Genomic DNA, 13,036 nt, shown 5'->3' on the forward strand with positions numbered 1-13,036 from the left:
GAATCCTTAATGGGATTTCATTTCAGGGGTGCAAAGAAAATGTATCTATGTTAACAGGCAAAATAATTTTCTTATTACGTTCGATAAACAAAGCTACAGCCATAAAGTTTAACGGCACAATAAAATAATTAACACCAGGTTGAATTTATTGCAAACTGCTGTACACCATGTTTTCAAATTTAGTAGCCAGGTCGCCATGGCTGTTAGATCCTTGTTGTGTCATAATAAGGCAGATGAGATGTGCTTTGGGATCGGCCCAATAGGTAGTGCCATAATAGCCGCCCCAGGCAAAACTGCCTTCATTGCGGGATAATCTTGCCGCTGCTTTAGCGGAAGTAATTTCAAAGCCCAATCCAAAATTATTACCATTACCGTTGATGGTAAAATCAAGTTGGCCGCTGGTCATTAATTGTACAGTACGTGGCGATAAGATCTGGTGGCCATTGTATTTGCCGCCATTCAACAACATTTGTAAAAAAACAGCATAATCAAAAGCTGTGGAAGAAAGCCCTGCGCCACCGGAAAAATAATGTTTGTTCATCAGCGGGTAATCCGGATCAATATTTCTGAATTCATGAGACCATTTGATGATGTGATGTTCATTATCTTCTGTATAAACACCGGCCATACGATTGGCCTTTGCCGCAGGCACATTAAAATAGGTATCCTTCATACCCAATGGTTCAAAAATATTTTTCTGTAAGAATTCATCCAATGTTTTTCCACTGATCACTTCAATCAGGCAACCCAACAGATCAGTATTTAAACCGTATAAAAATTTTTCTCCGGGTTGATTCTTTAACGGCAATTTTGCCAGCACATTCATCTTTTCCAGGAGATTGGCATCAAAATAACCAAGGCCGGATGGCACGCCTGCTTTTGCATATATAGCCTGCATATCTGCAGAACCAATACCTGCATAATCGATACCCGAAGTATGTGTAAGCAGATCACGAAAAGTAATATCCCGTTTTGCAGGAACAGTGGTATAAGATGAGTCTGACTTATTAAATTTATCCAGCACTACCGGGTTTTTAAAAGCTGGAATAAAATCGGCAACAGGTTCATCCAGTAATAATTTACCCTGCTCAAATAAAATTAAAATACCTGCACTGGTAATGGCTTTTGTCTGGCTCATTATTCTAAAAATGCTATTGTTTGCCATGGGCTTTTTGGTATCCACATCGGCAAGGCCATAGCCTTTGTATTGTACCAGCTGGTTGTCTTTTAATACCAATGTTACAGCACCGGTAAGCCAGTTTTTACTAATGTAGCTGTTTACTAAATCATCAATACGTGCCAGCCGCTCCATGTTTACTGCAGCATTGGCTTTACCATTGAGTTGTATTTGCTGTGCAAAACTTATGGTTGTAGTTAAAAATGAACATGCTGCTGCAAATAAAGTGTTGCGTAAAAAATATTTTTTCATGATTGCTGAAGATTGTATTAAAAAGACAATGTAATTTATTGTAAAAATTCTGACTTTTAACCAGATAATATAATGCCGGGTATTAAGCTGATTTTAAATTATGTTACGCCTTCAAAATTTTACCTAATAAAGTTTATATTCGGGAAACCTCATTTAATGTATGGCTGTAACAACACCGGTTTTAAAAAAAGCATTAACTGCAATTCATCTTTGGGCCATTGCAGTGGGCCTGGTTATTTCGGGAGAATATTTTGGCTGGAATTATGGATGGGGCGTTGCCGGTACAGTAGGTATGTTGATTGCAACATTAGCGGTTACTGTTTTGTACATCACGTTTATATTTAGTTTTACCGAGCTTACCACTTCTATCCCTGATGCAGGCGGCCCCTTTACCTATGCACATAAAGCCCTTGGCCCCATTGGTGGATTAATTGCAGGCTATGCCACATTAATAGAATTTTTATTTGCCACCCCAGCTATTGCTTATGCACTGGGCAGCTATATGCATTTTCTGTATCCATCATTTAATGTGGTGTACACTGCCATCGGTTGTTACTTCATCTTTACAATAATTAATTTATTGGGTATAAAAGAATCTGCACTATTTACTTTGGTAATAACGTTGCTTGCAGTGGTGGAATTATTGGTTTTTATGGGTGTGGTAGCACCGCATTTTCAATTACAAAATTTTATGCATGATAATATGCCTTTTGGCTGGTCTGGTGTTTTTGCAGCATTGCCATTTGCCATCTGGTTGTACCTGGCCATTGAAGGGGTGGCAATGGTAGCAGAAGAAGCTAAAGATCCTCATCGCACAATTCCCAAAGGATATATTTCCGGCATTGTAACTTTAGTATTACTTGCTTTAGGTATAATGATTGTAGCAGGGGGCATTACCAATTGGAAAAATTTAGCTGCATTAGATTATCCTTTGCCTGAAGCGATAGGGATTGCTTTGGGTAAAGACAATCATCTTACAAAAATATTTGCCGGCATTGGTTTGTTTGGATTGATCGCTTCTTTTCATAGTATTATCATGACGTATTCAAGACAAATATTTTCCCTGGCAAGAGAAAATTACCTGCCACATTTTTTATCTCAATTACATTCCCGTTTTCGTACGCCTTATTGGGCTTTGCTGGTGGGAGGTATCATTGGTATTATTGCAATTCTTTCAGGCAAAACAAATGAGCTGATCATTTTTTCTGTACTGGGTGCGGTAGTGATGTATATCATCAGCATGATCAGTTTATTTGTACTTAGAAAAAAAGAACCCCTGCTGCAACGTCCATTTAAAGCACCGTTCTATCCATGGTTCCCGGCAATTGCTTTATTGTTATCTGTAGTTTGTTTGATCGCTATTATTTATTACAACTGGTTATTGAGTGTTTATTTTTTTGCCTTCCTGCTGTTGCTCATTATTCTGTTTGTAACTTCGGGAAAGCACAAAAAAAACGCCGCATTTTAATAAAATAATTTTCTTCGTAAAAAAAAATGCCTTACCGGACTATTATAAGAAATACCAGTTATGTTTTTGAGGATTTAAAAACATTATTGGCTAAAGCAACACCTTACCGTAGCGGCGATGCTCTGGCAGGATTAACTGCAAACAGCTACGAAGAAAGGATAGCAGCGCAAATGGCACTGGCAGACCTGCCTTTAAAACTTTTTTTGAGTGAAGCAGTAATTCCATATGAGACGGATGCCATCACCCGTTTAATTATTGATACACATGATGCAATAAATTTTGCGGCCATTTCTCATTTTACAGTAGGCGATTTACGGGATTGGTTATTGTGTGATGAAGCAGATACTATAACACTTCAAAAATTATCTTTTGCATTTACACCGGAAATGATTGCGGCAGTTTGTAAACTGATGCGTAACCAGGACCTGATTTTTGTAGCACAAAAATGTGAAGTGGTAACAAAGTTTAGAAATACTATTGGATTGAAAAACAGGATGTCAACACGTTTGCAACCCAATCATCCAACCGATGATGTAAAGGGTATTGCTGCAAGCATGGTGGATGGCTTATTGTATGGCAGTGGCGATGCAGTGATTGGTATTAATCCTGCAACCGATAGTCCTGCTGCTGTAGCAACATTATTGCACATGCTGGATGGTGTGATATCAAAATTTAATATTCCCACACAGAGTTGTGTGCTGGCGCATGTAACCACTACCTTGCAACTCATCAATCAGCATGCACCTGTAGATTTAGTTTTTCAATCTATTGGTGGTACAGAAAAAACAAATACCAGTTTTGGCGTATCGCTGTCTTTATTGGATGAAGTATATGATGCTGCATTAAGTTTACAAAGAGGAACGGTTGGTAATAATGTGATGTATTTTGAAACCGGCCAGGGCTCTTCTTTATCTGCCAATGCACACGAAGGTGTGGACCAGCAAACCTGCGAAGCAAGAGCGTATGCAATAGCAAGAAAATATAAACCGCACCTCGTAAATTCTGTAGTAGGTTTTATTGGCCCCGAATATTTATATGATGGCAAACAGATTATACGTGCCGGGTTAGAGGATCATTGTTGTGGTAAATTATTAGGCTTGCCAATGGGAGTTGATATTTGTTATACCAATCATGCCGCAGCCGACCAGGATGATATGGATAATTTATTAACGCTGCTTGGTGTAGCCGGTTGTAATTTTATAATGGGGGTTCCCGGTGCAGATGATATTATGCTCAACTATCAATCCACTTCATTTCACGATGCATTGTATGTAAGAAAAGTATTGAATAAAAAACCGGCACCCGAATTTGAGGCATGGTTAATTAAGCAAGGTATCGTGGATGATAAGGGAAACCGGTTACCTGTTGATACTACTCATTTTTTATTGAAAGAATTTTAAAATGAATATTCAGCAATATACACGAGGGGATAGCTGGCAATCGCTTAAAAAATTTACCGCTGCCCGTATTGCATTAGGCAGTACAGGTGTTGCTATTCCACTAAAAGAATTACTGCAATTCAGGCTGGCACATGCACATGCAAGAGATGCGGTATTTTCTCAGTTGAATAAAGATGTTTTAGCAGAAGGTTTGAAACAATTACAATTACCTTTTACTGTGTTGCATAGCAAAGCGCAGAACAGGAATGAATATTTACAACAACCCGGGTTTGGCAGAAAACTTAATCATTTATCTGCACAACAATTGCAGCACACCGGCACAGCCTGCGATATTGCTATTATTATAGCAGACGGTTTATCTGCAACTGCAGTAAATAATCATGCCTTGCCATTACTGCAACTATTGATTCCTTTATTGAAACAATCGAAGTTTTTATTGGCGCCGGTAAATATAGCGGAGCAGGCAAGGGTGGCTATAGGCGATGAAGTGGGCGTGTTATGCAAAGCTAAATTTTCAATAATATTAATTGGTGAAAGGCCGGGATTGTCTTCACCGGATAGTATGGGAGCTTACTTAACTTATGCACCCGCTGTTGGCTTAACTGACGAAAGCAGAAATTGTATCTCCAATATCAGGCCTCAGGGAATGAATTATACTATTGCAGCTGAAAAAATTTATTATTTAATTAAAGAAGCCTTTCGTTTGCAATACAGTGGTGTGGCATTAAAGGATAATGCAGGATTACTAGGCTGATTTTTGTTTGGTAATAAAGGGATAAGCTATCGATATAAGGAAAGATTAAATAGCAATTGTGCCTGAAGGATAAAATAGTTGTAATTTACCTGCACTATGATTGTAGAAATACTTACAGTTACTGCCATGGCTACTTTTGAAGTTTATGCAGCACTGGTTGCGGCTCATGCCTTTGGTATGGACCCCTGGATAATTTTGGGTTGTACATTAACGGGTGGTATTGCCGGCGTTTTTATAGCCGCATTTTTGGGCGAGCGCATTGAAAAATTTATCAGTAAAAAAATACGAAAGGATAAAACCCCTAAACCTAAAACGGGATTGATCTATAAAATATGGGATAAGTATGGCTTATACGGTTTAGGAACTATTGGCACTTTCTTTTTAGGTGCACCAGCGGCTATTGCAGTTGGTACCGGGTTTAATGCCGATTTAAAAAAACTGGTTCGTATATGTTTAATAACCGTAGTAGTGCGTTGCTTTGCCTTTACTTTTTTCAGTGATTATATAAAAGGGTTATTTTAATTTTACTTTTTTTATAAAGAGCAGAAAAAAATTACCGGAATTTAATAGAGTCGAGGATTTTTTGCGCCGGCTCAGCATTACTTGTGTTACCGGCTAATGCGGTATAAGTTGCAGTGTACATCCGGCCTTTAGAAAAACCAAACCACTGAATGACCCTTAACGACAAAGCGCTGTTTTTTGCATTGCAGGTGTAAATCAGTTCGCAGGCATCGCCATCATTCCACTTAAAATACCGTTCTGTTAATTTAGTAAAATTATCAACGGATTTCACCAGGTTGTCCAGCACCGCAGGAATGGCCTGCTTTATTTTTACTGTAGTGCCATAGGCTGTATTTTTTATCATGTTTACATTCACATTTTCATAAAAACTATCGGCTGCATTTTCGGCTGGGGAAGTAAAAAATACTCTTTTTGTTTCGTTCATTCTTTTAGTCCAGGTAGCGGGATATTTTGCAGTAAACGCACAGGCAGTATCATTAAAAATTTTCCATTCCTGGGCCAGTAATGAACAAGGCAGCAGTAACAGTAATAGACAGTAGTATATTTTTTTCATGCCATTAGTTTTAAGTTATACGCAGTATAAACTTAAGCTATTTCTTCGAATAAAATATAATGCTGATCCGCTACAGATTTTTGTACATCAATTTTGTATAGTGGCATAAATAGTTGCGGTATTTCCCGTTATTGATTTTATTTTACCTACTTTTCCGCTATCGTCAAAAATGGAAAAATAATCAACAGTAATAGTGCCGATGGATTTTACTTTGCCAATCTTTTCATTGCTGTCGAAAGCTGTAAAGTAATCTATGTTGACATTGCCAATGGTTTTTAGTTTGCCCATTTTTATATTGTCGTCAAAACTGTTGTAATAATCTATTTTATTGGGGCCTATAGATTTTAATTTTCCAACCTTTTGCCTGTCATCAAACCGGGTATAATAATCAATGGAAATTGAGCCAATGGATTTTATTTTTCCGCTCTTCTCTGCATCGTCAAACCGGTTGTAATAGTCTACGGTAGTTGTACCGATGGATTTTATTTTGCCTGATTTTTCAGCGCCATCAAAGTTGTTGTAATAATCTATATTGCCACCAGTTATGGTATTCACGTTATTTATTTCGCCGCCGGCATTTATTTCAACAGTAACATCAGCAATGAGCAGGGTTACAGATTTAATTGTTGCGGCATTATCTGGTATTCTGAAATCGGCTTTTGCAATGGCTTGGGCATTGCAAAACAACCCGGAATTTATCAATGCAAAAAAGAGTAGTATTGTTTTCATGAGTATTTTATTTTAAAAGTAAAAAATATTGCGCCTGTAGAATCATGGTAAACTAAAGTTTAACAATTTGTATGAGCAAATAATTTTTTGCTGGTGCATTTTCTTATCCCAGGCTCAACAAAAAAAGGAGCAATTTTAAATTATCTGCGCCACAGTTTATCCTCTCCAAAAAATTGCCTGGAAGCAGTAAAATAGAATTCTGGTTTAAAAGGGTATTTTAAATTATCTTCTTTGCAGATGAGGGTATGGTTCTGGAAATAGTATTTCCCTTCGGTAATTATTGTTTTTTTAGTGCTGTCATATTTCGCCCTGGTAGTATGGAGGTAGATCAATGAATCGTTATAAAAATAATAGGCATCTATATCTTCGGTAGTGATGTATACTTCTCTTACAGCCTTCAATAGCTTCTTACCTGAACTGTCCGTGTAATACCAATCAGCTCCGCTACCGATAGTTTTCTTCTTTTGTCCTTTTTTGTGAAAAGTATAGTCTGTGATGCCACCACTGATGCAGGTCGTGTTAATCGATTTTACAATACTGTCAATTTGCTTTACCGTAAAATTGGTTGTTTGTGCCATTGTTAAGTCAAAATAAGAAAACAACGCGGTAACTAATAGCAATCTGGTCATAAAAACAGGATGTTTTATTAGAGATGATAAAGTGGGTATTATTGCACAAAATAACTTATTGCAATACAATTATCTTGCAGGAAAGCAGTAATGTAAAATGTATTAAATTTATCATCAGCTTTTATTTTTCAGCAATCATAAAACATCTTAAAATGAAATTAGGTATCTGTTCAGATCATGGTGGTTTTGAATTAAAAGCAATACTGCTTCCGTTCCTGGAACAAATGGGGCATGAGGTAAAAGATTATGGCGCTTTTACGCTTGATGATAAAGATGATTATCCTGATTTTGTAGTACCGTTGGCAAAAGCTGTAGCAGCAAATGAAGTAGTTCGTGGCATTGCAATTTGCGGCAGTGGGGTAGGGGCATCTATTGCGGCCAATAAAGTGGCGGGAGTAAGAGCGGCATTGATACAGGATCATTTTTCGGCACACCAGGGTGTGGAAGATGATAATATGAATATGATCTGCCTGGGCGGAAGGGTAACCGGTTTTGCCAGCGCACAGGAATTAATAGTTGCATTTTTACAAGCTGAATTTACCAATGCAGAAAGGCATTTACGGAGATTGCAAAAAGTTGCGCTGCTGGAAAAATAATAAAGGCAATTAGGGATAAATATTTTTTATTCATGTGCAGTTTGTTTGGTAACACAGGTAAAATAGATCTTTCCGGTTAAGTACGAACTGTCAAAGTTTTCTCCAAAGGCAAGATGGTAATAAGGCTGAGTGGTTAAGGTTAAAAATCCTGTTAGTTTTTGGCCCGGCTTGAAATCCGGTTTTTTATCCAGTACCAGGTATTGGTATTTGCAGGGTACTATCACTTCACTTGCACCGGCGCTGTCAGTAAGATGCAATTTATAAGGTTTCACATCGTCGGTATATTCAAAATAATAAGCCCAATAACGGTCTTTATAAATTTTTATAATAAAGCCCAGCCCTCCAAAAAAGCCCACACCTGTATTTATGATTAATGTATCTTTTTCCATACCGGCATTACATTGCATTGGTAAACTGCCATGCCTGTTAAAATCGTTACTATCGGGGATATTGTTAGTAAACGATTGTAAATAAACTCTGCTCCTGTTATTATTAAAGCTGCTGAATTCCCTGTGCCAACCGGCACGTAGTAGTGAATCCTGGTTCCGGAGACTATCAATTTGTAACTGGTAGCTTGTTTGGATACTATCCATCTGTTCTTCTTCCTTTGTGTAGGTCATGAAATCGTTTAATCCGGGAATGGAACCCGTTTCATATTTTTCGTAATACTGATTGGTGTCAATTTTTTTATTATTGCAGGAGGTTAGCAATGCAAAAAATAAAATGTAAAAGCAGTAACTGTATTTCATATTAAGGATAGGTAATTAAACTGGTAAAAAAGAAATTTGTTAGAAACTTTTATTTAAGCATTAAAAGATCCTGCTATGGCCAGGGTTAATAATACTGAAATTGCAAAAATTAGAAACAAAATAGCAATATAAACTACAAGTGAATTTTTCTTCTTGTCGTTCATGTACGATTTTATTTTTGGAGAAAACCCAATCAAAAAAAGCAACAAAAAGAAAACTATAAGTACGGGAATAAGTAACAACAATAAAATAATTGCAACTGCACCATCATTCCATTCTGAAAGCAATATCATGCTGCTGTTTGGGGTTAAAGATATAATTTAAGCGGTACCTGTTGTATATAATGTACTATTTCTTTTTAAGGCTCATAATGAAAGGAGATGGGCTCATCATGCACTTTCTTTAATAGCTTATTATCAATCAGGAATTGCATCCACTCGTTGGCCCTGTCTTGCGAATCACAGCCATACATGCCATCAGAATTGCAAAGCTTATGAGGATAGCCTAAAGTTGTTTTGTATTTTATTTCCAGCAATTTGATCAATGAATATACTTCCCTGTCCCTGGAACCGCCGCCACCGCCAACAAAAGCTATTACCACATCATATTTTAAAAGCTCATAAATTTTATCATAGTCCAATTCAAGTGCTTCATTCTGGTAATCAATGTCGGCTTGCTGTAAGTAGTAAGCATATAATTCGTATTCGGAAAATTTATTGTACAATTCCATAAATTCATTCCTGGTTTCAGGGATATCAAAATTATCCACCATAAAAAAACCAAAATCTCTTTCCATGAACGAATACTTATACCAACTGGTTTGAAATGTAATATTTTCAATTGCTTTCATCGCAATGCCGATTTGGTTGTAGGTGATTTTAGAAAGTATTGATACCAGGGCGTCGTCTCTTTTAGCACTATCTTTTGTATTGATGTCGATAGCGTGTATTTTTTCTTTTAAACCTGTTATTATAAAATCTTTATTGCCATCATTAATTTTTTTCAGGTCTGCAGGCCTTTTTAATTTCAGCATGCAAAATGCTTTCGCTTTTACGATCTGCTGGTTCATATCAGAATCATTGGATTGTAGTTTATTTAATGCGTCAATTCCCGTTGCCCCGCAACTGGTAAATTTCTTCAGGTAATTATTGCAAATACCTATTATTCCTAAGCGGTCAAATAACAAAGATTTTTTCAGGTATAAGGTTAGTTGTCTTTCAGTATGCAATATTGTTGACCAGTTTTTGGAATAGAACATATCCAGTACCCGCCCTGTTGAATAAGTGATGCCATCAGATTGTTCATTGATCAATGCCCAATATTCAAGTGCGGTGATATCATCTAAAGATAGATTGCTGATCAGTTTATTTTCAAGTTGTCTCCTTTCGTTAAAGGATAATCCGGAATCCAGTTTTTTAATGTCATTTCTTAACTCAGGCGAACCTGTAAAATCAATGTGTTCCTTTCTGCAATAATCAGTTAATAAAACTATTTGTTTTAAAAAATTATAGGGAAAAATAGGAATGGTGTCATTTTTTTCAAAATCAGATCCTTTGTTATATTCTACCGCAAGCTCCGTTACTCTTTCCGGGTCGCAGGTAGTTAATTGTGTAAAGGCATCCATCGCAATGGAATCATTTTTATTGACCAGGAATTCAAAAAGAATGGCTTCTCTCCAGAGGGTTTTTATTTTATAGTTGGGAGCCACAAAAAGAGATAGCTGTTCATCCCATTTATATTGGGTGTAATTTTTTGCAAAATAACTTAAAAGATGAAGGGCTGCATCGGGATAAAATTCTTTATCTATATGCCAGGATATCCTGTTCTCTTCGTTTTCCACGCCAATATCTGTACCTGTAAGCAAGGCTAATAATTCCGTAAATTCATATTCCTTGAAATAACTCCTGTTAAACCGGTACCTCACTTTATATAATTCTGACGCAATCAATAAAAGTGATTTCGGATCTTTTGCTTCAATCAATGAATCTATTTGATTCTCAGTAACCCATTCGGAGTTTTTTAATTCCGCTGCTTTATTTAATAATGTTTCCTTTTTATTTTTTGATATTTCACGGATCTCAAATTTTACGGGCCTGTTTTCTAATGGCGTAAGCAAAAAGGCTTTGGCAAGATTGGAGAAAATTATTTTTTCCTTGTTCTTGTTTAAGAAGTTCAGAAAATCTTTTGCGGAGGTTTTTTCTGTTATGATGATTTCGCCTGCTGTAAAAAGACAGTTTTCCTCAATCATTCTTTTTGCAATTTCTGAGGGTGTTGTTTCTAACCGGTGATACCCTAAAAAATCAACCACTTTTTTATGATCGTCAAAATAAGGTGCTATTTCAAACAAAGCTTTTTTATCTCCGATCATTAGTCTTTCTTCAAGCTCATATACAGCGCTCCGCTGTCCGGATACTTTAAAACAGGTAAATGATAGTAAGAAAATAGCTATTGATGTGCTAAAGACTTTCATAAAATCAACAGGTATTTTTATTTTTTATACAGGTAAATTAACTATTTCAAAAACAATTACCATCCGGGATATATTTATTCTATATCCATAAATTCATTGGGCAAAATACCAATCATCTCTGTCCTGGAAAATAAATACCGGCGGTCAGTTGGAGAAAAATAAAATTTTCTGTATCCGGTTGAAATCACCCTTTCCATGCGGTGAAATACTGTTTTCAGGTACAGCTTATTTTGTTTGTCGTAAACGCTTGCTGTGCCGTTCATTAATGCTGCTGCAATAATATGCTTTAGATAGTAAGAATAAAACCGGCTGAGATCGGTGCTCTTTTTAAGCCTGGCTTTATTTAATTCAGCTACTATTTCTTTGCAATCTTTTTTTAAGTAAGCATCACTTAAACCCCTGTCTGCAATAACACTGATGCTGTCTTCTCTAATATAAATAATGGCATTGTTATTATTGATCACCATCATTAACCTTTCTGCATTTAGCGTATCAGGCAGATCAACTGCTATAAGTGTGGTGTCGCTAAAAGGAAACTTCCTGATTGCAGTAGTATCCTGGGCAAAGACAGTTGCTGTGAGTACAGTAGAAAATAGTATAGAAAGGGTAATTCTCAACATTGCAGCATAGTAATTGAAATGATTTTAAAGTTATTTATTTAAGATGGATTGAGTGGTATAATGTTTTGTGAAATGTTTTTAAACATTTGCTTCACTGTTTTATTCGTTGTTTCTAGGTAGATAAGTAAAGGCGAAGTTGTGCAGCGGAGGGTGGGTCACCCCATAAGGGTGGCTCACCCTGTAAAGAAAAAGGAGAGTGGTGGTTTTATTTTGTTGCTCTCTGCAATGTTGTACGTTGCTGGTCAAAGCCCAGTCAACGGCTAAGAGAGGAGAGAAGGTTGATATGGAATACTTACAGCGGAGAAGAGCTAAAACTGGATATAGGCATTTTCGTCATCGCCTGCATGTAATAACATTTTAAAAACTACTTGAGCTAATAGAAACCTGATATTTCTATAAGTCTGGTCATCATGAATTTTAATTGACGCTTCTAATTTATTTTTATTAATGTAGGCGAAACCCTGATTTTCTAAATATTGGATTTGTGATTCGTCAAAGATGTTATTTTTCAGATGATTCCGAATATCTGAAAAAGCAATTCGTATTGATTTGTTTGATCGGGAAAAAAATAAAGAGACATTGGCAGATTTATTGAATACTAGCCTGAATTTTTTTATTTTATTGTCAATAAGATCAGCCAAGGCTATATCGAGAATAGTTTCTTTTATATCAGGTTCAATAACTTTAGGAGCTAACTCTATTTTTTCAATATATTTTTTTTCTTTCTCCAAATATTCTTCCAGCAATTCTTTGGGAATTATCAGGTCACTTTTCTTAAGCTCCTTTTCAAGCCGTAGTATTTTAGAAAGACTGAATTGCTTTTCCAGAAAAACGTCACCTTTAAAGGAATATAAAATGCGTAGCGTATTTCTTATTTGATATAAGGCTTCCTGGTGGTAATGCGCCAAATAATAATCGGGCTCTTCAAAATCTTCCAGACAATTTTTTATCTTATTTTCAAGCGCCAATTTTTCTTCTTCATATAGGGCGATTGCAATATCAAGATTATAAACCATAGGGTAAATTAAGTTTGTAGCCTACACTTGTATTTATATTTGTAAATGTTATTCTTCAATTTTAAAAATCAGGATACTCGTCTTATTCATTTTGTATTCTT

The 13,036-nt window shown here is 36.4% G+C and carries 13 protein-coding genes; 5 read left to right on the forward strand and 8 right to left on the reverse strand.

Annotated features, from left to right (window positions below; translation table 11 throughout):
* Positions 1-145: 145 nt before the first annotated feature.
* Positions 146-1,429: a serine hydrolase domain-containing protein gene (locus tag ACQ334_RS22655; RefSeq protein WP_430990567.1), complete on the reverse strand. Its 1,284-nt coding sequence runs from the start codon at positions 1,427-1,429 to the stop codon at positions 146-148.
* A 160-nt stretch (positions 1,430-1,589) separates the two neighbouring features.
* Here ACQ334_RS22655 and eat point away from each other — a divergent pair, with 160 nt between their 5' ends.
* The 4 genes from eat to ACQ334_RS22675 all read left to right on the forward strand — a co-directional run bounded on the left by eat (position 1,590) and on the right by ACQ334_RS22675 (position 5,573).
* On the forward strand, positions 1,590-2,897 hold the full coding sequence (eat, locus tag ACQ334_RS22660; RefSeq protein WP_430990568.1) for an ethanolamine permease: 1,308 nt from the start codon (positions 1,590-1,592) through the stop codon (positions 2,895-2,897).
* A gap of 26 nt (positions 2,898-2,923) precedes the next feature.
* Positions 2,924-4,297 carry an ethanolamine ammonia-lyase subunit EutB gene (locus ACQ334_RS22665; RefSeq protein WP_430990569.1) on the forward strand — a complete coding sequence of 458 codons (1,374 nt, stop codon included), beginning with the start codon at positions 2,924-2,926 and terminating at the stop codon, positions 4,295-4,297.
* 1 nt (position 4,298) lies between these two features.
* Positions 4,299-5,051, forward strand: coding sequence for an ethanolamine ammonia-lyase subunit EutC (gene eutC, locus ACQ334_RS22670; protein WP_430990570.1), 753 nt, complete (start codon positions 4,299-4,301; stop codon positions 5,049-5,051).
* A 96-nt stretch (positions 5,052-5,147) separates the two neighbouring features.
* Positions 5,148-5,573: a hypothetical protein gene (locus tag ACQ334_RS22675; protein WP_430990571.1), complete on the forward strand. Its 426-nt coding sequence runs from the start codon at positions 5,148-5,150 to the stop codon at positions 5,571-5,573.
* A gap of 31 nt (positions 5,574-5,604) precedes the next feature.
* On the opposite strand, the gene ACQ334_RS22680 is transcribed toward ACQ334_RS22675, so the two are convergent.
* The 3 genes from ACQ334_RS22680 to ACQ334_RS22690 form a co-directional block, all read right to left on the reverse strand.
* Positions 5,605-6,126, reverse strand: a complete 522-nt coding sequence (locus ACQ334_RS22680; RefSeq protein ID WP_430990572.1) for a hypothetical protein — start codon at positions 6,124-6,126, stop codon at positions 5,605-5,607.
* An 87-nt stretch (positions 6,127-6,213) separates the two neighbouring features.
* A complete protein-coding gene (locus ACQ334_RS22685) occupies positions 6,214-6,855 on the reverse strand; it encodes a hypothetical protein (protein WP_430990573.1) in 642 nt (213 codons plus the stop codon).
* A gap of 140 nt (positions 6,856-6,995) precedes the next feature.
* Entirely contained in the window at positions 6,996-7,484 is a 489-nt protein-coding gene (locus tag ACQ334_RS22690) for a hypothetical protein (RefSeq protein WP_430990574.1), read from the reverse strand.
* Positions 7,485-7,636: 152 nt separating this feature from the next.
* Here ACQ334_RS22690 and ACQ334_RS22695 point away from each other — a divergent pair, with 152 nt between their 5' ends.
* On the forward strand, positions 7,637-8,080 hold the full coding sequence (locus ACQ334_RS22695; protein WP_430990575.1) for an RpiB/LacA/LacB family sugar-phosphate isomerase: 444 nt from the start codon (positions 7,637-7,639) through the stop codon (positions 8,078-8,080).
* 26 nt (positions 8,081-8,106) lie between these two features.
* Here the strand turns inward: ACQ334_RS22695 and ACQ334_RS22700 are convergent, their stop codons facing one another.
* The 4 genes from ACQ334_RS22700 to ACQ334_RS22715 all read right to left on the reverse strand — a co-directional run bounded on the left by ACQ334_RS22700 (position 8,107) and on the right by ACQ334_RS22715 (position 12,935).
* Positions 8,107-8,829 carry a hypothetical protein gene (locus ACQ334_RS22700; protein ID WP_430990576.1) on the reverse strand — a complete coding sequence of 241 codons (723 nt, stop codon included), beginning with the start codon at positions 8,827-8,829 and terminating at the stop codon, positions 8,107-8,109.
* Positions 8,830-9,187: 358 nt separating this feature from the next.
* Positions 9,188-11,299, reverse strand: coding sequence for a hypothetical protein (locus ACQ334_RS22705; RefSeq protein ID WP_430990577.1), 2,112 nt, complete (start codon positions 11,297-11,299; stop codon positions 9,188-9,190).
* 74 nt (positions 11,300-11,373) lie between these two features.
* The gene (locus ACQ334_RS22710; RefSeq protein ID WP_430990578.1) at positions 11,374-11,919 is read right to left on the reverse strand and encodes a hypothetical protein; all 546 of its coding nucleotides are present in this window, start codon (positions 11,917-11,919) and stop codon (positions 11,374-11,376) included.
* 308 nt (positions 11,920-12,227) lie between these two features.
* Positions 12,228-12,935, reverse strand: coding sequence for a hypothetical protein (locus ACQ334_RS22715; RefSeq protein WP_430990579.1), 708 nt, complete (start codon positions 12,933-12,935; stop codon positions 12,228-12,230).
* Positions 12,936-13,036: the final 101 nt, after the last annotated feature.

This window comes from Ferruginibacter sp. SUN106, from assembly GCF_050611765.1.
Lineage (GTDB): Bacteria > Bacteroidota > Bacteroidia > Chitinophagales > Chitinophagaceae > Ferruginibacter.